This is a genomic window from Pseudomonas sp. NPDC089569 (assembly GCF_050280625.1).
Classification (GTDB): Bacteria; Pseudomonadota; Gammaproteobacteria; order Pseudomonadales; family Pseudomonadaceae; genus Aquipseudomonas.
This window is the reverse complement of the sequence record NZ_JBNNVQ010000002.1, coordinates 136,286-160,226: the sequence shown is the minus strand read 5'-3', so window position 1 is coordinate 160,226 and position 23,941 is coordinate 136,286. Positions and strand designations below refer to the sequence as shown.

Annotated in this window: 26 protein-coding genes; 21 read left to right on the top strand and 5 right to left on the bottom strand. The window is 54.7% G+C overall.

Features of this window, described 5'->3' with window-relative positions; genetic code table 11:
- Nucleotide 1 precedes the first annotated feature (1 nt).
- Together ACQKP2_RS02160 and ACQKP2_RS02155 are read left to right on the top strand one after the other, a co-directional pair.
- Nucleotides 2-550 (top strand): hypothetical protein, encoded by a 549-nt coding sequence (locus ACQKP2_RS02160; protein ID WP_427574001.1) that lies wholly within the window; start codon nucleotides 2-4, stop codon nucleotides 548-550.
- Nucleotides 551-676: 126 nt separating this feature from the next.
- Entirely contained in the window at nucleotides 677-943 is a 267-nt protein-coding gene (locus ACQKP2_RS02155; protein WP_427574000.1) for a hypothetical protein, read from the top strand.
- A gap of 21 nt (nucleotides 944-964) precedes the next feature.
- Here ACQKP2_RS02155 and ACQKP2_RS02150 read toward each other — a convergent pair whose 3' ends face one another.
- From ACQKP2_RS02150 to ACQKP2_RS02140, 3 genes are read right to left on the bottom strand one after another with little or no spacing between them, the layout of a single operon-like run.
- On the bottom strand, nucleotides 965-1,555 hold the full coding sequence (locus tag ACQKP2_RS02150; RefSeq protein WP_427573998.1) for a hypothetical protein: 591 nt from the start codon (nucleotides 1,553-1,555) through the stop codon (nucleotides 965-967).
- Nucleotides 1,542-2,603: a hypothetical protein gene (locus tag ACQKP2_RS02145; RefSeq protein ID WP_427573997.1), complete on the bottom strand. Its 1,062-nt coding sequence runs from the start codon at nucleotides 2,601-2,603 to the stop codon at nucleotides 1,542-1,544. Before ACQKP2_RS02145 ends, ACQKP2_RS02150 begins: the two co-directional genes overlap by 14 nt.
- Before the next feature lie 17 nt (nucleotides 2,604-2,620).
- Nucleotides 2,621-3,637, bottom strand: coding sequence for a hypothetical protein (locus ACQKP2_RS02140; RefSeq protein ID WP_427573996.1), 1,017 nt, complete (start codon nucleotides 3,635-3,637; stop codon nucleotides 2,621-2,623).
- Nucleotides 3,638-4,250: 613 nt separating this feature from the next.
- On the opposite strand from ACQKP2_RS02140, the gene ACQKP2_RS02135 reads away from it, so the two are divergent.
- Nucleotides 4,251-4,688, top strand: coding sequence for a helix-turn-helix domain-containing protein (locus ACQKP2_RS02135; RefSeq protein ID WP_427573995.1), 438 nt, complete (start codon nucleotides 4,251-4,253; stop codon nucleotides 4,686-4,688).
- Between the two features lie 848 nt (nucleotides 4,689-5,536).
- Complete coding sequence (locus ACQKP2_RS02130; protein ID WP_427573993.1) at nucleotides 5,537-7,573, top strand: di-heme-cytochrome C peroxidase; 2,037 nt, start codon at nucleotides 5,537-5,539, stop codon at nucleotides 7,571-7,573.
- Between the two features lie 135 nt (nucleotides 7,574-7,708).
- Here the strand turns inward: ACQKP2_RS02130 and ACQKP2_RS02125 are convergent, their stop codons facing one another.
- Nucleotides 7,709-8,053 carry a hypothetical protein gene (locus tag ACQKP2_RS02125; RefSeq protein WP_427573992.1) on the bottom strand — a complete coding sequence of 115 codons (345 nt, stop codon included), beginning with the start codon at nucleotides 8,051-8,053 and terminating at the stop codon, nucleotides 7,709-7,711.
- A gap of 465 nt (nucleotides 8,054-8,518) precedes the next feature.
- Here ACQKP2_RS02125 and ACQKP2_RS02120 point away from each other — a divergent pair, with 465 nt between their 5' ends.
- From ACQKP2_RS02120 to ACQKP2_RS02105, 4 genes are all read left to right on the top strand, one after another.
- Entirely contained in the window at nucleotides 8,519-9,250 is a 732-nt protein-coding gene (locus tag ACQKP2_RS02120) for a hypothetical protein (protein WP_427573990.1), read from the top strand.
- Entirely contained in the window at nucleotides 9,247-10,623 is a 1,377-nt protein-coding gene (locus ACQKP2_RS02115) for a hypothetical protein (RefSeq protein WP_427573989.1), read from the top strand. The genes ACQKP2_RS02120 and ACQKP2_RS02115 overlap by 4 nt, the downstream gene beginning before the upstream one ends.
- 311 nt (nucleotides 10,624-10,934) lie before the next feature.
- The gene (locus ACQKP2_RS02110; protein ID WP_427573988.1) at nucleotides 10,935-11,687 is read left to right on the top strand and encodes a hypothetical protein; all 753 of its coding nucleotides are present in this window, start codon (nucleotides 10,935-10,937) and stop codon (nucleotides 11,685-11,687) included.
- Nucleotides 11,688-11,699: 12 nt separating this feature from the next.
- A complete protein-coding gene (locus ACQKP2_RS02105; protein ID WP_427573986.1) occupies nucleotides 11,700-12,932 on the top strand; it encodes a hypothetical protein in 1,233 nt (410 codons plus the stop codon).
- A 60-nt stretch (nucleotides 12,933-12,992) separates the two neighbouring features.
- Here ACQKP2_RS02105 and ACQKP2_RS02100 read toward each other — a convergent pair whose 3' ends face one another.
- Entirely contained in the window at nucleotides 12,993-14,552 is a 1,560-nt protein-coding gene (locus ACQKP2_RS02100) for a diguanylate cyclase (RefSeq protein WP_427573985.1), read from the bottom strand.
- Nucleotides 14,553-14,743: 191 nt separating this feature from the next.
- Here ACQKP2_RS02100 and ACQKP2_RS02095 point away from each other — a divergent pair, with 191 nt between their 5' ends.
- The 13 genes from ACQKP2_RS02095 to ACQKP2_RS02035 all read left to right on the top strand — a co-directional run bounded on the left by ACQKP2_RS02095 (nucleotide 14,744) and on the right by ACQKP2_RS02035 (nucleotide 23,909).
- Complete coding sequence (locus ACQKP2_RS02095; RefSeq protein ID WP_427573983.1) at nucleotides 14,744-15,883, top strand: hypothetical protein; 1,140 nt, start codon at nucleotides 14,744-14,746, stop codon at nucleotides 15,881-15,883.
- Nucleotides 15,884-16,220: 337 nt separating this feature from the next.
- Nucleotides 16,221-16,871: a hypothetical protein gene (locus ACQKP2_RS02090; RefSeq protein WP_427573981.1), complete on the top strand. Its 651-nt coding sequence runs from the start codon at nucleotides 16,221-16,223 to the stop codon at nucleotides 16,869-16,871.
- Between the two features lie 387 nt (nucleotides 16,872-17,258).
- Entirely contained in the window at nucleotides 17,259-18,245 is a 987-nt protein-coding gene (locus tag ACQKP2_RS02085; protein ID WP_427573979.1) for a ParB/RepB/Spo0J family partition protein, read from the top strand.
- Nucleotides 18,246-18,558: 313 nt separating this feature from the next.
- The gene (locus tag ACQKP2_RS02080) at nucleotides 18,559-19,218 is read left to right on the top strand and encodes a hypothetical protein (protein WP_427573978.1); all 660 of its coding nucleotides are present in this window, start codon (nucleotides 18,559-18,561) and stop codon (nucleotides 19,216-19,218) included.
- A gap of 212 nt (nucleotides 19,219-19,430) precedes the next feature.
- Nucleotides 19,431-19,748: a hypothetical protein gene (locus tag ACQKP2_RS02075; RefSeq protein ID WP_427573976.1), complete on the top strand. Its 318-nt coding sequence runs from the start codon at nucleotides 19,431-19,433 to the stop codon at nucleotides 19,746-19,748.
- A 272-nt stretch (nucleotides 19,749-20,020) separates the two neighbouring features.
- The gene (locus ACQKP2_RS02070; protein ID WP_427573974.1) at nucleotides 20,021-20,380 is read left to right on the top strand and encodes a hypothetical protein; all 360 of its coding nucleotides are present in this window, start codon (nucleotides 20,021-20,023) and stop codon (nucleotides 20,378-20,380) included.
- On the top strand, nucleotides 20,377-20,613 hold the full coding sequence (locus ACQKP2_RS02065; RefSeq protein ID WP_427573972.1) for a hypothetical protein: 237 nt from the start codon (nucleotides 20,377-20,379) through the stop codon (nucleotides 20,611-20,613). The genes ACQKP2_RS02070 and ACQKP2_RS02065 overlap by 4 nt, the downstream gene beginning before the upstream one ends.
- Nucleotides 20,610-21,143 (top strand): hypothetical protein, encoded by a 534-nt coding sequence (locus ACQKP2_RS02060; protein WP_427573971.1) that lies wholly within the window; start codon nucleotides 20,610-20,612, stop codon nucleotides 21,141-21,143. The genes ACQKP2_RS02065 and ACQKP2_RS02060 overlap by 4 nt, the downstream gene beginning before the upstream one ends.
- Complete coding sequence (locus ACQKP2_RS02055; protein WP_427573969.1) at nucleotides 21,133-21,648, top strand: hypothetical protein; 516 nt, start codon at nucleotides 21,133-21,135, stop codon at nucleotides 21,646-21,648. Before ACQKP2_RS02060 ends, ACQKP2_RS02055 begins: the two co-directional genes overlap by 11 nt.
- A gap of 297 nt (nucleotides 21,649-21,945) precedes the next feature.
- Nucleotides 21,946-22,359 (top strand): phage protein NinX family protein, encoded by a 414-nt coding sequence (locus ACQKP2_RS02050; RefSeq protein ID WP_427573967.1) that lies wholly within the window; start codon nucleotides 21,946-21,948, stop codon nucleotides 22,357-22,359.
- Nucleotides 22,360-22,413: 54 nt separating this feature from the next.
- The gene (locus ACQKP2_RS02045; RefSeq protein ID WP_427573965.1) at nucleotides 22,414-22,902 is read left to right on the top strand and encodes a hypothetical protein; all 489 of its coding nucleotides are present in this window, start codon (nucleotides 22,414-22,416) and stop codon (nucleotides 22,900-22,902) included.
- A gap of 23 nt (nucleotides 22,903-22,925) precedes the next feature.
- Nucleotides 22,926-23,177 carry a hypothetical protein gene (locus ACQKP2_RS02040; RefSeq protein WP_427573964.1) on the top strand — a complete coding sequence of 84 codons (252 nt, stop codon included), beginning with the start codon at nucleotides 22,926-22,928 and terminating at the stop codon, nucleotides 23,175-23,177.
- 228 nt (nucleotides 23,178-23,405) lie between these two features.
- Complete coding sequence (locus ACQKP2_RS02035; RefSeq protein WP_427573962.1) at nucleotides 23,406-23,909, top strand: hypothetical protein; 504 nt, start codon at nucleotides 23,406-23,408, stop codon at nucleotides 23,907-23,909.
- Nucleotides 23,910-23,941: the final 32 nt, after the last annotated feature.

Here is a 23,941-nt window from a genome sequence, read left to right as displayed (position 1 = left end):
CATGATTGGTGAACTGTTTTTTTCATCCAACGGGTCCTCTCATCCTGCTTACGTGCTCGATTGCCTTGGCAACTTGGTGCGTTGCAGCGGTGAGGGTGCCAGCGAGGCTCTGATTCCTTTCTCAGTGGAGCTCGTGTCATTGGCCGCGGACCTGAAAAACCCGTACCCATGGACCATCACAATTGAGGAGGTAGTATCGCGCATTGAATTTGTGGCAGAAGCCTTACCCCAAATTTCTTCGGTGTATCCTGGCCGCAAATTGCAGCAAGCGGAGCATCCATTCATGAGCCCGGGCGCACTAAAGGAAGAGCTGAAACTTATCGATGAGGCTATCAGCATTTTCCCGAACCTCCCCGCAGAACAGGCCGCTCTTCTCCGCGACAAGCTGGGGGAAAATGGCGTCTTTGAGATTCCGTACTGTTCGACGTTCAACGCCCACATCCATGAAGCTGTAGGCGACGGGATTTTCGTTCCACCAATTTCGTATGTCTCTGCAGGCTGGATGTCACACATGAAGGTCTACCGCAAGGCGTTGATTCGATCTGCCTAGGTTACTCACTCATTTCTGTGCCACTAGCGGTGCCGGTTCGTTTTCATAAGAAATTATGCCAACACCAGAAACCGGTAATCCAGGATCACGATTTGTGCATTGGCGATTCAGCATGGAGATTTCAGAATGGGCAAGCAGGAAGTCATCACTGCCGTGGCTGAACACATCGTTCTGCTGGCGATGAAGCAATCCAGCACCACAATGTGCTTTCGCTTCACGCCGAAGACTGGTGAGGTTGAAGAAATCTTGGAAGCCCCCCAACTGCCGTTTGCAACGGTAATGGGCTGCGCGAATGAGCTGAATGCGTTGCTACAAAGCTTTGGAGACTGGGAGGGAGTGTTTAAAATCGGAGTCCTCCCGGACCAAGGACTCCTAGATTTTTGGATTTACTAGCGGGTGGATTCGGCCACCCGGCTAGAATTGCATCGGTGGTATTTCAGCTAGCGGATCGATGCGCACTTTTTCCTCTGGCGCCGGCGCAAGCTTTGAATCCTCCTGAAGCGGATCAACCTTCGGTGACTCAACCTTAGGTTCCGTTGATGGCGACGCTCCAATCTCAACTTTCTCTGCAGGTTCAGCTGCAACAACCTTGGTCTCAGACCCACTGCCAGGCAGCACTCCAAGTTGCCGCTCATGCATCCTCGTCACAGCCGCATTCACGCCTTCCGGGTCCTCAGCTTTGATCATCTGATGGCGATTGAACAAATTACAAAAAATCTGCCCTTTCGACCCCAGACCAATCGAGCGATACAACCGATACAGGTTTGGATGTCTATCCTCGCGGATTGTGAATTTCATCCTCGTTCGTTCCAGCAACTCATCAGACGGAGGCTCATAGTCCGACATGCTAAGTGGCCAGGTTGGCAAACATGCTTCAGATATTGAAAGCACCAGTTGGTTGCCTGCTTTGCGGTGATGCAAATGCAGTACCGCTAGCAATGCATCATGGTGCCCAGGAACAAGGAACTCCCGGAGCTCGATTTTCCTCGGCTTATCCGCGGGCATGCTGCACCACCGCATGCGCTTTGAAGAATTGCGTTACGTAGAACCGGTACAACCCACGCACGATTGAAAGCTCTGGGTCTTTTGCGCGGAGAATTTTCGTTTTGATGTGCTTCTTGAGAAGGTCTGTGCCCAAGATTACTGATCCGCCGCCGGCGCAGATCACAGCTCTCAGAAAGTCAGTGCTTCCCCATTGTTCCTTGATGCAACGCGGTAACACTTCATCTGCAAATTTTGCCCGGGCCGGCAAGCTAATTTCCTCGAGAGGAATCTCTTCTCCCCGCCAAGGAATGCTGCCAGCACGCATCCATTTATCCATAGTGAATACTGTGGTCTGCGAGTCCAACCGGAAGTCTTTGGGAAGCCTCGACTTTGGGGACTTGATCAGTTCATTCAGCGCGTCTGGGGTGGCCAACTGTGTGAACAGGTTTTTGTGGATGTTCGATACACCATGGGACTCGCCATAGCGATGGTCCGCCACTTTGCCATCCTCAAACTGACCGAGATCGGTGGTGCCATGGCCAATATCCAGAATCCCAATTTTGCCGCGTAAGACAAAGTCAGGCTCGATCGGATTTCCATTTTCATCAAGCAGGTTAGGGTCGAACCAGGGAGCTGCATATTGCGGCATGATTTGGATCTTGCTTGGGTTGAACCCTTCATCGATAGCCCACTGTTTGAGTCGATTGGAGAACTCCTCGCGGTGGTTGTTGAAAAACTCCGTCGGCAAGCCAGTCACAATCACAGGGTTCTTGACGTCCACTTCTCTGAGTACTTTAAGGAAAAGCACTCGAATTTCGTTCGACTTATAGAAGCTGGAATCCGTACTTCTAACGAGCGCACCTGATTCGCGGCAGTCTTCACCCACGTAATACGAACTGCCGTCTTTCAGTTTAAAGGCCTCTCGTACAAAGCCACTGCCCAGCCCTTGCCCGCCTTTTGCCGCTGCGACGAGTGAGGAGAAACTTCCACTTTTTCCGTTACCAGCCTGGTAGCTGGTCACCCCATTGCCAAGATCAATGGCAATCAACTGCTCGATCTTATCGGACATCTTCCTTCTAACCCCATTCAAAGCAGCGCTTGGAGGAAAGCTCGGTGTGCCTCCCATTCGTCCATAGCATCTGCGATTTTTTTTTGCAGCCGGAGTATCCCAGCTGAATGTTTACCAAGTTTGCAGTGCGAGATCAGTTCTGATGTGATCTGTGCATTGGGCTTTCTCATTCTCTGTTCAGCCCGACGCGATTCTACCTCAGCCTTCGTTGGCTCACGATCTAGTAGCCGCCTCAAATCAGCAGCAACCCTCGTTGTGGCCATCAGCAGTTTGTAGGACTGCACGTCACGGCTATTCCTCTTTCCGGTCCTACGATCAAAGAACGTGACAACACGAAACTTGGGTGCCGACGGCGCAAGCAGATCAGAACCATGCACATCCCTTCGGCAGATGATCGAGTGGAATCTTACTGGCTGGCGTGCCTCATTGAACTCGAAAGTGAGGGCATTTAATTCCGCGTCGATGTCGAGAAACCGTTCGACAACCCCTGCCACCCGTTTACCAGCGCTTTCACACGTCAGGCAAACACCCTCAATCCAATTGAGTAGGCCAGAGCGAACCCCACCGTTGTTTAAGATTGAAGGTTGGTTGCCGGCGCTACCCCAGCGAGCTGCGAGGTCCGCTTGGACCAAAAACTTATCCAACCCTTTGGAAAAGTGGGCAGCCTTTCTCTTCCCCATTGAAGGAGCCAACAACTCAACACGAGTTGAATGCTCGCGTAGGGAAACCATTCTTTGAGTGCGCGGTGTTTTACTTCGATCATCAATGCAAAGAAGCACCTCAATCGAACGGACCTTCGTCACGTTGCTATGCGGACGCCAGCGCCAGACGATGGTGTGGATTTCGCCGGCATGATTCGCTGGGAACATTTCGAGCTGAGCAAGAAGAGCAACCGCCGACTTCAACAGTTTCTCGTGGGCGAAAGTGATCTGATCGACCAACTCGTGAAGCATGGCGTGCCTAGTTGCGATAGCAGATTTGAGTTTGTCGACAAAGGGACCCACATGGTCCAGGTCACGAATATTCCGGCGCATAGTTGCAATTTCATCCTAAAAACATGGCTTTTCGTTGCTTTGGTAGCAAACGGGTACTGCTAGGCCACTTAGCGCCACGACCAGCCCCTACTCCCCACAACTATCCCTCTACTTACCCCATGCCGCCCCATCCTTCCCTTTTGACCACCTCATAAACCCCCATCCCCTTTCCAGGCGCACCTTGAGCAGCGCCGCCATAAACCCTGTATTAACACCATTTCTCCACGTAAATCCCCGTAACTACCCAATTATCCCTATCACCCCCTTTCGTGCACCTCAAAACACCCCCTAGAATTTCAAATGGATCATCACGGCGCCTTTTGGGTGCAAACATCGCAGGTCTGCTACATAATCGACAAAAAAGGAGGCGCTAATAAACCTGCCCCACGATGGTTGCGCTGTACCTGTGAAACGCTAAATCCCCGTCTAATGTAATAATGAGATAACCGATTGGATTTCTTGAGTTTATTGACCTTCGATAATTTGTCGTAGTCCCGGAAGTAATTCTGAGAAATCAACGTAAGTAGTCGTGGAAATCCGAAGATGCGTCCCTCGTTTTTATGACGATCCTCGACGCACTCCCCCACCTTTTCTCCAACAAGGACTGCCCAGCTTGAAGACATTCACAATCACTCAGGCTGCTGTGTACTTGATGATCTCCAGGCATACGCTTGGCCGCATGGCGGAAGATGGAAGACTTCCAGCTGATTCGCTGTCTGGCTCTGGTAGAAAGCTCTGGAACAAATCGACGCTTGATAGCTACCGACTTGGCAGTTCACGAACGGGATCTGTAGCGCTGGTTGATTGTCCGATGCTTCCGGAAATGGCCGTCACCGTTCTGCCCGGGCAAACACTGCTGGGGTACCGGTGTGTCGTATCACCACTGTCCTCAGCCAATCGTGCTGAAGCCCTCGCTGAACTCGCAGCATTCCTTGTGGCGAAGAAACCAGCTGCGCTGGCACTGCCTTCAAAAAATCATGCCGCCCATGCCGTGCAAACCGTGATCGACATTTGTGGCAATTCAGGTATCGCTGTGCTTCTGCTGCCTTAAGGTCCTGTCCAACACAACGCCCCAACGCCTCTGATTGATGCCCCGCGAGCCCTGCCCTGGGCCTTCCTCTATTGCTGCAAAAGGGCGACACCAGCTGAACGCGTGTGTGTGTTCCAAACCATCACACTCCAGGAACCCATCCCGATGCCAACAGAAGCCGGACTGGTTCATTCAGGCAGACATCACTCAGCAATACACTCACGACCTGCTTTGCTAAATCTGAGGTCCGGCATCCAGAAGGCTTAACAACCTATTTGGATGAGTGGCGGTATCACGGGGCAGCATCGGGGATGGCTGCAGACGTAAGGATGGATCGGGTTGGCGGGGGCTGCTGTTGCCATTTCGCACAGTGAGAAACATGCCGACCTGGCCAAATGATCGAGGAGGATTAACCCGCAACCCAAACCGAGGACTTGCGAGAAGTGCTTAAGCGCCAAACTCCCGCGTGCTTAGTATCGACCAGGGTGACGCCGTGCTCACCACCTTCAACATATGGCCAGCCCAGCCCCAGCCAATTGGACGACACCAGTAGGTTGACCATCATCATTTCGCGTGTCTTGGACTTCACCAGGCCAATACCCTCGCGCCGAGGCCGAGCTGGAGAATTGATGGCGTTGCAGGAAAAGGTTGCTGCGCAGTCTTGCCTTCTTTTTCAATCGGTCCCTGGGAACATCCCGCAGGTGCAGCCGATTCAATAGATCCCTGGCCAACCCCACTTACCGACCTTCCCCTCCAGCACAGCGCTGATCGCCGGCAGGCTTGATCGCAAGACTGTCGCTCAATGCGTCTGGCAGAAACCCACACGCTGGGACTGGCGCTGACAGGCCTAGCGGGTCCTGGCTGACACCATGCACCTGCAGCTCGCCGTTGTCAGTCGATCGACCGTTAGTGCGCTTCACACGCTGATCAGCAGTCAGCTGACGTTGCTTCGTTCAGCAGCGGCCTACATCAGGCTGTGGGCTTCAGGCATGTGGCGCTGGCCAGTGAAACGAACTGGCGATGTGCTGCTATACCGTATGAACCTCTTGCATGCTTTCAAACCGGAATTGATCACCATGAGCAGCCCAATCGTTCATTCGGCTATCACCATTTGCTCGCTCGCATTGGCTGCCTTCGTCATACCCGTGCAAGCTGAATCGGGCCAAGGTTGGAGCAAGCAGACGCTGGATGATTGGCGAACGCTTTCACAGGGCTCTCGCTTCATTCCATTCTCCTGGGCAGTCGCCTTGGAAAAGCCGTCATCGACGGAGAGGTTTTTTACTAAAGACAACATCGAGAGTTACGGCTATATCCCGGTCACGCTGCGGTTTCAAGGTAAGGCATTTGACATGCCATTGGGCTTCATTCCGGACGTTGCCGTCGAAAAAGGACTCAGGCTAACAAAATTGCATTGGTATGACGGCCAAGACCAGAGTGAGCCTTGGCTGGGGTTGAACTGCTCCGCCTGCCACACGACTCATGTGACTTACCAAGGCAAATCCATGCGAGTGGAGGGGGGCCCAACCAACGGCGATTTCCAGCGAATTTTCGAAGACCTCAACAAGGCATTGCAGGAGACGGCCAGAGACCGCAGCAAATTAGAACGTTTTTCGAATGCGGTATTGGGAGCTAACCCTTCTAAAAAAGATGCGGAAATGATGAGCACGGCGCTTGAGACTTTAAATACCTTCTACGCCCAAAGCGCTGCACTCAATGAAACAACACTTCGCTATGGGCCTGGCCGCCTCGATGCAGTGGGCCACATTCTCAACAAAGTGAGCCAAATTAACGGAGCAGCCGTCGCGACGCCGAATCCTTCGGATGCGCCCGTGAGTTACCCCTTTCTCTGGAACGTGCCCCAGCACGACAAGGTGCAATGGAACGGTATTGCTGGGACCGACCGTTTGTGGGCTGTGCGTGGAAACGGACTGGATATAGGCGCGCTGGGGCGAAATACCGGTGAGGTCATCGGAGTCTTTGCCGATGTTTGGCCAGTCAGCAATCCAGGTGTACTGGAAGGCTATAAGTCCAGCGTCAAGACCAAGAATCTTGAGACAATGGAGCACGCACTCGAATCATTAAACGCGCCTGCCTGGCCGTTCGAGGTAACCGAATCAAAACCTATTCAGAAGCCCGACGGTACTGTCGAGACGGGAAGTAGCCTGTATCAGAAGCACTGTTTAGCATGCCACGCGCTTCTGCCACGAACTGATCGCGAGACCCCGATTAAGGCGGTAATGATACCGATTGCCAAAACTGAAACCGTAGACATGCTGCAGCCCGAAAAGTCCACAACGTCAACGGACCCGTGGATGGCCTGCAATGCCTTTCAGTTCACCACTGACGCTGGCGTACTAAAGGGCATGAAGAATGTGCGGGGAAAAGGCGTGATACAAAGCAACGATCATGTCGCCAATATGCTCGCAGTCACGGTTAAAGAAACCTTGATCGGGAAAAAATATGACGTTGCCGCACTCGCGTTTAACGGTTTTCTGGGTATCGAAACCCGTCCAGAAAGAGTACCGGGCGTTGGTGTCCTCTTCACACCTCAAGATGCCAAGGATTTGCGCAAGTACGAATGTTACAGAGAATCCGCCGACATACTCGCCTACAAGGCACGCCCATTGAATGGCATCTGGGCCACTGCTCCATTCCTCCACAACGGCTCCGTACCTACGCTGTACGATCTCCTGCTGCCCCCTCATGAGCGTCCCAAAACGTTCTTCACAGGTACTCACGAATACAACCCTGAGCGAGCTGGCTTCCGCACCGAGCAACGCCCGGACAACACATTCCAGTTCGATACAACACTCAATGGAAACAGTAATGAAGGGCATGACTATGGCGCGGGGTCGCTCACGTCACCAGAGCGCAAGTTGCTCCTGGATTACCTGAAAACCCTGTGAGGGAATCACATGCACCGGGCAATGGACAGGATGAATTGAAATTCTGGCTAGCATGACCTGCATAAACACCCGACCCAACGGGGAGCCATAGCGAGCGTGGAAGGTAAGAGCTCCCTGGATCACACCAGCCAGACATCAGTGAATTGCAATAGAGGTACTGACGCCTCGAGTTGCGGGATCTAAATGCAAGAGCGATCTGCTGGCCGCTCTGCTTGCATATTGCGAAATTAGCGACTCGACCATGGTGACACCAACGCCGGCTTCGCTATTCATGTGAGCAGCGATCATGGTGAGATCTGCGCGCTGCAGATGGTCTACCCAAATTACCGACGCTTCGACCTCCCCTTCTTCTGTATAGGAAAGATTTACCAGTGCCGGACTCCCGTCCACCTCTCGTACCGTCCAGGCACGAAGCCGGTTTCGGGTACTCGGTTCGGCGCTACGGGCAATCTTCAGTGCAGTCTCATTTGCATCGTTCAAGCGATTTTCTCCACTACTTGTGTTGAGAACATAACGGCAAGAAAAATATTTTCCATCGCTCGACGGACGGTAGTCGCAGAGTGAAATCCCGACCAACTGGCCATCAATGTGCCACTAATGGCCATTTTGTGGCGTCAAAATCCTTACACTGCAAGGCTTGTAGGCATTTTCGCGTTGAACGCTACTGCACACAGTCTCATCCGCAATGGCGCACATTCCGCAGCAGGTGGCGGATTTCCTTGGAAAAACTGGCCATTTTTTGAGTTGCCTGTCCCATCTTCGCCCCCTAGAATCGCCAACAAATACCTCTGGACAATCTACGGATGGCCAGCGGAACGAAGCAGCAGAGCAAAGCTCGCTGCAAATAGAAGGAGGGGCGGACACTGTCGCGGTGGCCGCAAAAGCAGTTGAAGGTTTCGGCCTCGCTGCGCTTAGGAGCCGGTCTCACGACCGGAGGAGGGAGGCATGCGCCTCATCAGGAGCAATTGGCTGACAGGCCTTACCTGCCATCAGTTCAAAGAACTGAATCCGTGGGACTTCGTCATACACCCTGAGTCGAAAGAGCAGTGGCTGGCCGAGATTCGGCAGCGGCTGTCCATTCGACTTCAGGATGATGAAGTCCTATCGATTCTCTATCCTGGTCTCTTCAGCACCGTTAAAGCGGCGATAAAGAACTACGGCGATAGGCCCGCAGAAAACCGCGGCAACTTCTTGATCGGTTATGCGCTCGAGTACACCCGCAAGTATGGTCTTGCCCTGGTCGTTGACGAGGTTCCTGGCTCCAACAGCTACAACGTGGCTGAACTGGACACCATTGAGCAGACCCCTCGTGCACACGCGCTGCAGCATGAATACATGCAGAACAGTGCGAATTTCAACGAAGGCCTGGACTCCCAACCTCAATTCCTTTCCGACGGCGTCGTGCTCAGCAACGAAGCCCTCCAAATCCGCCATCAAAATATTGAGCAGATTCGCAGGTACTTGACCCCTCGCGAACATCAGATTTTGCGACTTTCGGTTCTTGAACGACAAGAATCCACCGACATCAGCGACATGCTCGGCCTTGGAAAGCGGCAAGTTTGGAAGGTTCGTCGCTCTCTCAATCGGCGGCTTGCAGAAATCGCGATCTCTCAGGGCGCCTGCCCTAAATACATAGCGAGCATCCATCAGAAAGCAATACAGGCAGAAACAGCATGAGCAGTCCTATTTCGGACTTCATCAAGGAGAAGGTTTACCCGAACCTCGACGCTGTGGAGGCGGGACTGCTGAACTCTTTGCATCCGGCCGCCATGTCATCGAACGGCTCGTACAAGCTAGATTGCCCTGCTTGTGGCAAGCGAGAAGCCTTTTACTACCCAACCCGAAGCCACGTTCAATGCAACCGCAAGATTGAATGTCGGGCTAGCACATCAATATGGGATGTGCTCGTAGCAGAGAGCATGACCAACAACGAGATCCTCCATCTCCTTTGTGAAAAAGCTCGAGTCGACTTGCCGGAGAATAAACAACAAAACAATGGAGCACCTGGTGCTACCTCACGCCCTGCGGGTATGAGCCCTGGCAAGGCGATCATGCAGGTCACCCAATACCTAGCAGAGCAGAATCCAAAGGTTCTGTCGGTCTTTCAAGCCGCCCGCGGTTATAGCGACGAGCAGATGAAGACGATGCGCTTCGGCGTTTACACCACCGCTGAGGAGGTGATGAAGCTGCTCGAAGCCCGCGGCATCTCGAAAGAAACCGCAGGCGAGAAAGGCTACGTCGGCTACGACCACAACAACCCTAACAGGCTTTGGAGCGGCATGGTTGGCCGAGTGGTTGGGTATTGGCCACATCCTGATGGTGAAGTGCGTCTCTGGGGACGCCTACCAACAGGTAAAGGCGATAAACAAAACCCTAAATATCGGTTCGCTGACAGCCTGAAAAAGGACATCCCGTATCTCTTTTCCAAACGTCAGCAAACCTTACTCGTGGCCGTTGAGGGGACCATTGATGCCTGGGCTCTCCAGCTCGAGGAGATTTGGGGAGCCGGTATCGGCCAGGCCTCAATCAATAGTGCTCAAGCTGCTTTCTTTGTGACGCAGGGTATCGAAGAAGCGGCCCACTTCATCGACGGTGATGATGCCGGGTACGAAGGTGCACTTTCTTCAATCAGGGCGTGTGAGTCAGTTGGCATCACTCTTGGAATTGTCGCAATGGGCAAGGGTTTGGATGACCCCGATGCCATGCGTCAAAGCGGGAAGGGAAACGAGTTACGCCAGATGATCGCGAATAGGCTGAACGCTGGTGAGTTCTTGGCTCACTACTGTGCCGCCCTCCTCGCTGAATCTCCCCCAAATCTTCGTGGCGTCGCTCGTGTTCGGCACGCCGCAAGTTGCCTCGGACCCGTTTCAGCTCGCCGCTGGGATGACATGAGCCGAAGTCTGGGAATTCACCTCGACCCTCAGGAGCAAGCTGTACGTCTCTTATCAGGCTACATCAATGCTGGCCTATCAATGACCGACAGTTTGTATCAGGTCCAGAAACGTACCGGATTAAACATCCGCTTTGAAGAGATAACTGCAAATGGCTGAGGGTAACGGAAGTTCCCAGCGTGGCCCGCTCGCGGCCTCACTCACGCTGATCTTACTAGCCCTCCTCATTATTTACGTTGGGAAGATCTGCTTGCGTGCACCGGAGTATCGCTACGTTGAGGTTTGCTACCTCCCCCATAAAGTCGCCCATTGGTTTTGGGTTGACGCATGGGGATCAATCGTTCCTGACGACAACGCGAGTTACATCAAGCACTCGCGCGACCTGACCTCATTTTTCATCTCATGCACCCAACAGACTGCCCGTTGGGATTGGCTGAGAACAATTGGCCCTAACCAGTAAGGTACCCCCCATGGCTAATGAAACTAACCAAAACGGCGACAACGTCGAACAATCCGGAATGCCAACACGCATTCTGCGTATTGACGGCGAGCGAACTGGTCGCCTGTTTACGAACGCAATTCGTGTCGGGCGAATTGATAAAAGACTGCGCGAACTGTCGTTGAGCACTAACGCGGATTCGCGTCGACAGTTCCGACTCGGAGACGAAGGCTTTTCCAAGGCAATCGGTGATTTCGAGAATGCCCTCGATCAAATCGAAAAAGATCTCGCGTTCACCAGACGATCGAGCAAAACCACCCCGCAAGGTAATCGCCAGCAGGCCCAGAGCCCCCAAAGCGATCAACGTACGGAACCAAAGAAAACAACTACACAACGGGTAGTCGCAGGGCTCATTCAACTCATTCAACCTAAAGAGCAACCAATACCTCCTGGCGCAGCAGCTACGCCAGTCGCAAAACCAGCCCTTTCGGGAAATCAACAGTCACAACAACCGCAGGCCCAGACGAAGCCTAAGAAGCGGAAAAAGCGCAAAAAACCTACTACGGCCAACCCGCAGGGTCAGGTCGCCGTCGTTGGGGGCCAGAAGCCTGACGGTGCTAAACAACCCGACGCTAAGGGCGGAACTGTGCAACAAGCACCGACTAAAGCGGGGGCTGCAGGTAAAGCCGGCCAGTCGAAAGCTCCGGGAAGTACTCAGAGCGAAGGCCAGCAGCAAAGGCCAGCAGCTGAGAAAACACCCGCAGTGACCCCTGCCCTTTTGTAACGGAGTTGGACAATGAGCAGTTGGAATAATCTGAAAGACGCGGGCCGAATGCTTCCAGCATGGTTTTTCCCATTTCTGATGTCGGTGGGGGTGATCGGCCTGTACGTGCTTGCGCGGTACACCGCCACCGACAAACCACATGAACTCGTGGCATTCGCCTCGCTGACTGCCATTGTCCTCTCGTTGTTGGCCGGTTTTGCCTTCCTTGTCACCGCAATTGTTAAGGCCAAACCCGGTAACGTGCTCACGGCAGTGGGCGAAGGTTTTCACCGCGGACTGACATACGTTTGGGTTTGTTCCGCCACCAGCTTGTTTATGTATGTCTGCGCATCGCCAGCCTATCGCCTCGTATCGGAAAACATCTACAACAGCCTGACTGTTGTTGTGGTGGCTGCTGTGCTGGGCGTAGCCTACTGGGCCTCGGGCATCCGCATCAAACCGGAACCCATGGTTGATACCATTACCGGGCTTCCAAGCACCGCACTCGCACCGCCGAAAGACTTCGCGCCGTCGGTAGAACAAAGGCCGGCTTTTCAGGTGACCATGGCCGACCAAACGCGTCTGCTCATCCATCTGGCCGGGCGCATCGTTGCTTACCAGGGCAGCAACTGCATCATCTCAGGCAGCTTCAGCGCTTATCTGGATCTAAACGCCCGCACAGGCAAGATCTTCAGCGACATGAATCTGCTCTCTACCAAGGAGATGATCTACTGGCGGCTGCACATGCTCATGATGGGGACAGCTGCCGAGCAGGTCATTCGTGGCACGAGTTCTGACGCAGCCTTTGACGACTTGCAGAACTTTGATGACTTGGCTGTTCAGTACCTGGCGCTCACAGGTAAAGGATCATTCTTCAGACCGGTATCTGAAGTTGAAGCCACCATGAAAGCCAACCGTTTGATGATGATCCGCCAAAGCGTGCTGTCGCGCTGCGCTGCCGCGGCCACGCAAAACAAGTCTCTGATCCTAGACCTGATTCGGCTGATGCGCGGTCGGACTACCCTGCTGTTCGAGGACATCAAGCACATCATCGATCGCGTTGAATTGCCAAGTGACTTCCCCCGTGCTGAGTTCGACACCAACGAAGTAATGGAACGTGCACTACTGCAACTCACCCACGAAGCCCCCGAAACCTTTGACGCAGAAAGTCTGGAGCCGATCCATTTAGCCCCCGAGGCCCCAACAATCCCATCGAATGTGTCTCAATTCCGGCACCAATCGACTCAAGCCTCACTCAAAGCCTAAACCTCGGAAATGAAAAAAGCCCTGCGATGATGCAGGGCTTTTTTTGTTTCCAAGGATTGGTCACCGACCAGCAATGACCACTTGATCCCGGCCGTTGTGCTTTGCCAGGTACATCGCTTCATCAGCAGCCTTGATGCTGTCGGATATCTTGCCATCCAGAATCGCAATCCCTGCGCTAAACGTGCAGCTAAAGGCGTTGTCCGGAACGCTAGATTCCCCCGGTTCAGAATTGAATCGAACAGATGAAAACAAATCCCGAAGACGGTCGATGACCACCTTCGCCGCATCAAGATCAGCTCCTGCCATGACGACCGCGAACTCCTCGCCACCCAACCGTCCAACATAATCCGTCGACCTCAATGAATCACTGAGGATTTCAGCCAGGGCCACGAGGACTTTGTCACCGACCTGGTGCCCGTAGGTGTCGTTGACCAGCTTGAAGTGATCGATGTCGATCATGACAATGGAACTTGCTTGCGCCCCGCCCTTCGCCGTCACCCTGCCGGCCGACGCCATAAATTGGCCGTGGTTCAGAAGTCCAGTCAGGGGATCACGCCGCATCCTGGTCTCGTAACTCTTCGATCGCGAGATAAGGGATTTGAGTGCCTTGATGAAGGCCCCACGCTGAACCGGCTTCTGGACAAACCCATCAGCCCCCTTGGCCAGCGCCATAAGCTGGGTCTCGGCATCGTCCTCGCTGCTGAGAAATATAATCGGCATCGTTGCTTCCCGATCTTGGCGAATGATGCTCGCTACCTGATCCCCATTGGCCCCTGGCATATGGAAATCCGTGACCACAAGGTCAGGCCGGAACTCCTCAATGGCATCAAGCACCTCCCTTGGGTGCTGAATCTGCTTCACCTCAAGACCTTCTTCGCGCATGTACATGCACGCTCGATAACCGTCGGTGCGGGAGTCATCGAGCAACAGCACTTTGAAGCCATTCAATTGAGAGTCTTTGGCGCGACTACGCACCAGACTGCGCAAAACCTTGAGATCGGCTTCGGGTCCGAACAGCGTCACCGGACCGAACGCCGTGGCTTGCATACGCTGCTCAAAGGTGAGATCGACATCCGTTGCGAGGATTACAAGCAGGTCCGAGTCGTGATGGGTGGCCAGGACGGTTAACGCATCCACACCGGCCGGGTCGTCGAGCACACCATTTCCAACCAACAACAGGCCAGTGCGTGGAATTCGTCCCTCAAGATCGGATGCGAAGCCAAGGCTCGCATTCGGGTCCATTGTGAGGACTTTAATACCCATTGAGCCCAAGCCTTCGGCCACGAACTCTGCACGTTTCCCGTATCCGGAAAGGTAAATGACAGCTGGGCCATGATCACCGGCGCGGGCATCGCTTGCCCGCCGGCTTGCTTCCTGGAGCCTGTCCATTTGTTGATCGATACCTTCTAGGTCATGAGTTGAAAATGATTGCGTGCGCCGGACCATCAAAATCAAGTCTGTCAGCACTGCGACAAAATCCTGATCTCGGATCTGGCTTACGTCACGCCATGCCTTGAACACAACGGTGCGAAAGGCCTCGAACGTGAAGTGGTTTGGCCGCGGCAAGACCTGGAATCGCCAGGTGGTCTGCAGGGCCATGTTTAAGGGTGAATGATTCATGCAAGGAGCCTCCACCTTAATAGTGGCTACTGAGTGACTCTTTTTTTGCCATCTGGAGGCCAAAACTGAAAATAAACCTGGTCCTTGGGTACCAACCAAGCAAAAACGGGCTGTTCAGACGGTGATGGTTGCTGGTGGTGGCACGGCCGGGATGAGGGGAAATTGGTGTGGGACAAAAAAGGAGACCTCTCTTGCAGGCGATCAACTCTGCTGCACTCACCAACATCGCGGCTCTCATTCACGCCCGAACGGTCAATCTGGACATCAAAGCAGGTTTGGATTTTTGCGAATCCGTCCACCGCCGGCAGGTGCCAGGCGAGTACGTGTCACAGGTAGACGAAATCATCAAGGCGATCGCCGCGGGATGGTTCGAAATTCCGCGCGGCGTCGACCTCACCTTCAGCAAGGACCAATATGGCCGCCTGAGGCAAATGGCGTCACGCGCTCCCTGGGTGATCGAAATCCAATCTGAAGCGTTGGCCTTTGAAGAATTCCGGTTCAATTTCAGGCCCAAAGGTGGGAAATCATTTGGGGTCAAATCAATCCCTGACATGGCAGAGGAAGCGGCAGTTGTTGGCAACAGGCTCAGCCGTCTGCCTTTGGAACACGCCGCCGGAGAAATCACTGTCGAACTTTGGCTCCAGATCCTGCAAGACACGCAGGCCCGGGCCCAGCAAATTCGCTTGCAGATCGAATGCCTATCCTTGGAATGGATGTGGAATCCGCATTTCACGCTGACACAGCAGGTCGCGCGGCTTCGACAGTTCGACTGCATGCACCTCTTGGCCGAGTACATCTCAGAGACCCGCAACCGCCATTTGGATCGGTTTGAAGGCAAACTCCTGGATACCGTCAAACACCGCAACCTCCCCGTCACGGAATATGAGATGCAACTCGCCATTGAGCTCAAGCGCAGACACGATGAGGCCCGCGCCACATGGCTGAAGAATTTCGCACTCATTAAACGCTTGGCGGCAATCCTGGACGGGGTTACCACTTACCACCATGCGACCTTGAGCCGCCGCCTCAAGCAGGAATCGAAGGGCGAATTTCGCCTACAGCGTTCGCCTATGAATGGCGCCCTAGCGATCGAGATTCGATACCAATATGAGGTTGGCCATACCTACAAATTCGAGACACCTTTCCTACTGGTGAACTACTGCCTGGCGCTGGCAGATGAACTCGAAGGCGTTGAGCCCGAATTTGAACGCTACCTTGAGGCCAGCGATCGCGCACACGCTCGCGTCAAGGATCTGGAGACTGCAGAGTCAGATGGCCAGAGACACCCGGCAACGCGCCGCCCGGACGATATCGAGGGAGCAGCAGCCTGAAGGTGGTCAAGTTCAACGTAGGTCCCCTGCCCTTCCTTGCGACGCTTCTCCCCGGATATGTGCCGCCTACGTCGGTTCGCGTTCAAGGCCCAAGGTCGGATTTCTTGGTGGGCCAGCCCTCAAAGACCAAACCATCAACGGCGACCGCGTAGGGTTTGAATTCAGGTCCGGTCCTCGGGTTTCAACTACGCATGGGACTCAGGAGCTGTCCACGGTTTTGAAGACCCACCTCGTTGATTCCCCATCTCAAACCGCGAAACGTAATTCCTTACCGGCTTCTGGCACGCTGAAAGCTGATGAGAATGGGCGCTCACTTTCGCCAACAAAGAGATCACCCATGACCATCAATGACTCCCTGATTCAGCCAATGAACTTCTCACGCTTTGCGGTGGAACGCTGCATTCGCGTATTGCGGGAGGGCGACGGGTATCTCATTCACCCGATTGACAGCCGCCAGGTTGAGTCCATTCTGGAGCCGATCTGGAGGGACATCGGTTTTGGCCCCAACTTCGATCTCAGCCTGATTGAAACCAACGTCGAAGGTCAGACCTATGCAATGGTCGTTGTATCCGAAAGTGATTTCGACAATATCGCGCGATCGGCGAACGTACCTGGAATTCGACTAGCATCCGGCGAATACGGCGGCGTCTGGTGGCGGGTCGTGGCCTTCGAGGACGGCTTCCCAAATGAACCTTTCGTCCTGGCGACTACCGATTGTGAAAACTCTGCGCAATGCACCTGCATGAGTTTCCAGAGACTGCTGGAGCCGGTACGCGTTGCCGTTCGACTCGTGAATGGCAACCAGATCGAGACTGTCTCTAATCGTCCGGCAGAGGTTTTGCTGCTGAATGAAACGGATGAGGTTTGTGAGGTTGATGAGGAAGAGACATCAGAACGCGACACAGCTTCACCGTGGGCAGGTATCAAAGCCACTGGTGCACTGGTCATTCCGGAGAAAATACAGTCGCTCTGGGACCTCTCCCGATAACAGCCCATTTTCATGCAGCCAAACGGACACCGTTCTCGGGATTGTGTCCGCTTGAATGAACGACTGCCAGTTAACGCGCGGAGCGGATACCAGAGGGTGTTCGCTCCGCGTTTGCATTCAAGAGGAATAGCAGAGGCGTAAGACGCATTCACCACCCTTTCGCCCTGGGCGAGTCCGGGGGCGCATTCGACCCCGGCGCTCGGACATGCAAGGGTCGCGACCACACTCCGGGGCCTGGCATTCAAGCCCAATAGTCGGAATCCATTCCCCGCCCGAGCCTCCTCAAGCGTCCACACAAAAACAACTCAAATTTCTTTTCTGATTGCTCGTGGCACGCGTCAGCACCGGTGAAGATGGCTCCATCAACTTACCGAAGAGGAACTACCCATGAGCAAAACCACTATCGCAGCAAACCAAATGTCTGATGCCGCCCGAGTGGCTCTGGCCGGCTGCACCAGCGTACGCAATATGCACGACGTGTCGAAGAAACTGATTCAGGACAAACAGCTGGGTCTGGATTTCGATCCGAAGCGCCACAACGCTTTCGATATGCCCATCGCGCTGCTGCGGTGCGACATGAAGGAATCGATCCGCAACGGGTTGAACCCTGAGCAGGTGCGAGGCTTCGCCGACACCTACAAAACCGGTGGCTACGTTGAGCCGATCGCGGTAGTGGCAGAGAACGGTACCCTGCGTGTGGTGGGTGGTTTCCACCGATATGAGGGCCTGATGCTGGCGCTCTCCGAAGGCGCAACCCTCAAGCAGGTAGGGGTGATTCAGGTTACCAGCGGTCGTCGTGCCGAAATCACGCATCAGCTGCTCTCCAACACCCATGAAGTACTGGACCCTCTGGAGCGCGCCAACGGTTACCGCATGCTGCTGGACGAAGGCATGAGCGTGCAGGAGATCGCTACCGAGATGCGTCGAAACGTATCTCATGTGAATTACTACCTGGAACTGAGTGCAACTGAACCCAAGGTTCAGGAAATGATCGCGTCCGGTGAGGTGAAACCCACCACGGCGATGAAGGTTGCTCGCCAGTGCCGCAAGGAAGGTACTGACACCGCCGAGGTGCTGAAAAAACAGCTCGCAGTCGCACACAGCAACGGTTCTGCCACGATCACACCGAAGAGCACCAATCAGGCATCGGCGCTGTACAGCCGCAAGGATCTGGAGAACACCCTACCTGCCCTGCTGGCGCTGGCAGAGCAGCTGGAGCAGTCCCTGCCGCTCATGGGCGAGATCCCTTCTGAGGTAACCGTGCAAGTGACCCTCAACGGCGAATTGGCTGAACTCGTCCGTTCGTTGGCTGCCATTCGCGCCGCTTACGTATCGGCCAATCAAGGTGTAAGCACTCGCGTAATGGTGGGCTAACCTCAAGGACAGTCCTTACCCCTTCAGCCCGGCTCACCGCCGGGTTTTTTTTGCCTGCTTCCGGGGTGGAGTGTGGCCGCGGGTTTGGGGTTCGCATTCGCGACCAGGGATTGGAAACAAAAGGGGTAGAGGATAATTCTGGCCGATACCCATCTTATGGGGCGAATCACACTCAGCCATTCGCCTCAAATGATAGGGGTCCAGCAAGTTGCAAGCGCTGGACGAAGGCCGAGGGGTTTATATGAGCTTTCGTTGCTTCTGGCACGGAAGAGGTGGAGGGACCATGGCGTCACAAACCAACTGGAGTCCTCCCATGTCGACTGAAATTGTTTTTACCCATAATGGCCAACTCATTCGAAACCCCTTTCTGACACCAGATGGCTCCCATCTAGTCGATCCGGCCAACTACTACGGATTCGTGATGACGCATACCGGCGGGTGGTGCGCGGCTCTGGTTAAGGACTTGGGCGACGGTCGTGTCATGCTGCTGACCGATAGCAGCGGCAACTCAACTCCGGACCTCCATTCTTGGGAAGAGTCGCGTGTAGGGCTTCAGAACAAGGCTTCCTGCGAAGACTGGGAATCGGAACTTGTTGGTCTTCAGGATTACGTAGAGAACTTGATCGCCAACGTGACGGCCGGGGACCTACCGAAGGGTTGCCTGGCTGCTGAAACACCGCCGCCTAGCTTCGCTTTTACCCATGAGGGCCAAGTCATCCACAACCCGTTTCTGTCCCCAGACGGCTCCCAGCCCGTGGACCCAGTGACATATGGCTTCGAAGAAACGGAAACGAGCAGCGGTTGCACGGCGCTTGTGCGCGACATGGGTGACGGTCGCGTCATGATACTGACCGACAACGGCGGCGCGCATACACCGGACCTCGAGGACTGGGGTTGGTCGCTTGTAGGACTCGATGCTGCCGACGGCGAAGAGTTGGCTTGTGTGTTAGCTCGAGACCTTCCAAAGGGTTGACCGGCCCATGGCACTGGTGAGGTCGCAGTGAACTCATTCAGTGCCAAACACAGCGAGTGGCATCACGGCAGCATGGATCGCGCCCCAGCGGTATGTATTGTCTTCGCCTCCTCCGGTACCGAGCTTAGGCCATATTTTCCTTGGGGGCTGCTGGCACGCAAGGCGTCGGGGGAAGATTTCTCCACTGACCAACAACCACCGAGGAAGTCCCAATGGAAATTCACAGCCTGCCTGTAATCAGTACCGCCCACGTCACTCAGGAAGTCGCCGATCGCCTGACCAAGGAAGGCAACAACAACCCATGGTGCCCTTGTGCATCGTGGGAGCACGGTTTCTTCCTGCACCTCGACGAACTGGAGGCGCGTGAATCGGATGATGTGACCATTCCACAGTGCTTGATCGACATCCGTGATTGGCTGCGTGCAAAGGATCTGCGTAACACCTGCGGCGATTCCACGACGCGTGCCGACTGGGTGCGCCTGGATCAAGACTGCGACACCGTTGAAGGCTTGCCGACTTACGACTGGTAAGGCAGCTATCAGCTTAGGGCGTGATTCAGCGCCCTACCGGCTACCAGCAGGCTGTTCAGATAAAGCGTTGGTTCGAATCAACCTAGTACCCGGCACCCTCTGTGCGCCCCCCAACCAAAACCCTACTTCGGGCCTTTCTGAATTTCTAGCCCAGACTTTGGCTGTGGGAGTCAGGACGGCGCCGGTAGGATACTCACCACACACGCTGGCCACCGGGGCGAACTCTGGACGGCACGCGTCAAAAATCAGCTTCGGGCATCAAAGGAGCCTCAATGACCGACAAATACAAATCGCTGCGCGATAGTTGCGAGGAGCTGCGTACGGAAGCACAAAAGCAGGGTGCGATGAATCCTCGTGCCATGTTGATTCTGGAACTACTTCAAGACTACGACGCCGGCATTGCCCGTGAAGCAGGTTTGCGCACGCTGCTTGAATCGAATGCCGCGGACGCGGAGCTGATGGGGGTCATCAATTCTCGCCGAATCGGCATCGAGCACGAATACGAAGGCCCCACCATCGCCACGGTCTGGGATGACGAAGATGAGGCCGTCGCAAAAGCCGAAGGTCGAACGGCGCAAGAAGCCATCCTAGCCGCCGTCGCCCAGGCCGATGCCAAGGCAGCATCAGAATGAGTACCCAGGCGCGCGCCACAGGCGCAGCAGGTGCCAGCCGAGCATTCCCATGGGTTTCGAACGGGATCACGTTCAGAACTCGTGGGGAGTTTGAGCAGATTGTGGAGCGCTTTGTCACGGCAGGCTCGCCCCAGCACCTGGCCGCGGCGAGAACCTTGGTGAACGAAGCCGTCGCCAACTACAAGCTGACCAAGGATCAATACAACGACCTCAAAGAGCGACTGCAATTTTGATCGGCGATCCGACAAATCTGAGCAGCCACCAACGGACCGTGCAGATCTGTGAGGGTGGCGTGCATAAGGACAAGACACCGGCCACGCAGAAGCCAGCCACCGAACCTTGGGAACGCTGCGCAATGAATCCGAAACCAATGATCAACCTACCCCGCGAGATCATCGAGAGACTGCTGAACAATCCCCCAGGGCACCCTGACGAAGTGAAGGCGCGCGATGACCTTCGCGTCCACCTCGCCGGGGCCGAACTGATCGACAAAGACCCGAATGAAACTGCCTTGCGCCGCGCCCTGCTCTACCTGAAGAGACGCGACACCGGCTGCAATGAGGTGAAAACGTTGCGGCACCTCGTGACGAGTGCACAGCACCAGCGCAGGTCCATCACCGGCAACGTATCCGCATACACACCAGGGATGAACCTGGTGGAGATTCGTTTACCAAAATCGGAACGGATACCCGCATGGCTGGAACTCGGAGAGAAAATTAACCTGGTCGAGATCCCAGCACCGGAGGTCAACCATGAGCAGTGACGAATTGGAGCCAGTAGCGCCAGCGACAAGTACCACCAACACCAGTGGTCGAGGCCACTGCCCGCACTGCGGTGTTTGCCATACCTCCGATGAAACCTGCATTCAGGCCCTACAACGACTGTTGCTGGTGACCAAACCCGGGGCGAATGTTCGCGCCATTGCTGAGTATGTTGCCGACCTAAAGGCAAACCTTCATCCCAAGGAGACGTGCCCAACGTGCAGTGGAAGCAACGATCCCCGCGAACAGATTGAGTGCGAAACCCTCCCCTGTTTGATCGGACGAGATTTTCGCCGGCCGCGGCTGGAAGAAGTCATTCACCGGATTGAATCGTTGCTGGTACCTGGTGCGGACGCCACCGGTGAGGTCGCCGTAGGGACATTTGATCCTGACGCCGCCGGCTGCATCCGCTGGAACGACGGGATTGTCAGGGGCGACTTCAAGGAAGGCGATGTTTTCTACTGCCGCCCGAGTGTCGTCAAGGCTTCCGGTCCAACTGCCAGCTGAATAGAAACCTGGCCACACAGCCTCGCTAACGCGGGGCTTTGTAGGCCCCGAGATTTGGTATCCAACCAAAAAGGAGAATGCAGATGACAGATTCATCGAAGGACGTTCACGACCTCAAAATTGACATGGTTCCCATGGGCCATGGTTCAAGCTGTGCGTCGAAAAGGTTGGTTGACGAAATAATTCGCGATCAAAGCCAAATGGGCCGCAAGTTGAATACTTACCTGATCAAGCCACTGTCACAGACCCGCGGCTACAAGAAGCCCACACCCTGGCCATCGAAGTGAGGGTGAACCCATGACAACCGCACTCGTAATGGTCGACGTGCCCGCTAAGGGCCTATCTGGTGCAGCTCTTGATTGGGCTGTGGCGTTAGCTGAGGGACTTGAGCCCGCACTGACACCACCGAACTATGGCGATCGTGAGAGCCTGGTTTATATCGTCAACACGGAGCCACTCTACCGTCCATCCACCGACTGGAGCCAAGGAGGCCCACTGCGCGATAAGTACCGCGTGGCCGTGTACGAGGTGTATCACGAGGTATACCAGAACTGTGTTGCCGCGATTCTGCGGGGTGAAAACCCAGAGCCCTGGATCGACATAAGCGAGGGGTTTGCCGACGCGTACGGCCCCACAGCGCTCATCGCAATCTGCCGAGCAATCGTCGAATCCAAGCTTGGCGTGACAGTCTCTGTCCCCGGCTGTCTGTAAACTCCGTGCCCAGCACGGCTATTCCAAACCCACACCTCGGGCGTCACTTTACTCATGATCATTTTCAACCTGGTGCTGCTTGTAGCCGGAGCCTTCCTCGGCAGGCAATGCGCACTACATGGTAGTCGTACACACGGGCTTGTCGTATTCACCTGTTTCGTAGCCGCGATTCTATTGGCGGTGGTTGGCCTCAAGTACCCTGTGGTCTCGGATATCGACCTCCAGATGTGGACCTCAACAGGGGCGGGACTCTCGGTCACCATGGGTATAATCGTAGTTGGCCACTGCTTCAGCGGGCCAGGCAACCATAGCTACGAGCTTCGGGTGAACGGGAGGCCAATCGCCAGCGGATGTGCATCGCTGGTCGGGATCTTCCGAGATATGACTGACCCGGATTCCGAAACTCACAAAATTAGTGAGCAAAGCTACTCGGAATACTTGGCTTGGTCGGAGAGTTTTTACTCCTTTCAATCCAAGGGGGCGAAGCTGACCCTACACAAAAACGGCAATGAAACCGCCCAGTACACTCACATCTTCGCCTAGCCAATGGAGCAAGGAGGTTCGTCATGATGATGCTTTTCAGCCAAGTGATTCTGTTCTTCACCGCGCTCACCGCCGGTAAAAAGTGCGCAGCAAGGGGATATCGTAGCCGCGGACTTGTCGCGTTCATGGTACTGGAGGTTGGGTACCTATTGATGGCGTTCCAATCCTGGCTTGCGTCTGTAATCTTGATGGGAGCCGGTGCATGGATCGTTCTGCGATGCATCAACCTGCCTCGGCGCGCCACGCTGCACACCTCCAAGGGTGGCACTGTTTAGTCCTTCCTCCTCACTCCACACTCAGCCTGGTGCTCACCAGGCTGATGCTTTCACAGCGCTCCCAGAGCGCGTCATCCCGCTCGACCTACCGACCTCTGACCCAAGAAGGCCATGCCGACTTCGGAACTTCCAGGGGATGTTTTGGCGTGCGGACGCTTAATACTTGTTCATATAGTCCGTGACCCATGAGGGATTACTGACCTTCCTATCTTCGAAAAGGACAATCCAATGCTCACTGCGTCCCGCCAGCATCAAATACTGGCTTCGATCTCAGGTACCACTCTCGGTATTTCTGCCGCGGCAGCGTGCCTGATCGGCACTTTTTCAAAATCGATCAGCTTCTACCCCACGACTGCAACAGGTGAAGACATTCTGATTTTCGTCGTACTGTTTGTGCCAATGCTTATTGCCTCGGGAGCAGTAAAGCTGACACTGATGGCAGTGCAAACGCACGTATCGTCAGAATCGGATAGCAGCGTGGAGACAATACAACGTAATCAAACGCTTTACCTTGTATGGCAAGGAAGCCTTTTATGGATGCTGGTTATCAGCCAACGACTCGACCCTAGCTGGATGAATTCCGTCAGTTATGTGATCAGTCCAGAGCACATCCAAACCCTGATGTTCGTTTATTGCGTTATGGGTTCGTTTGGGCTGATCGTCTGCTCGCTGCGTAATCTCTTCCTGGAGTTGAAGTCCCCACTTTGTGAGCACAGGACGGTAGCGGGATGACACGTCCTATTGGAGGGTGTTTATACGCCCTC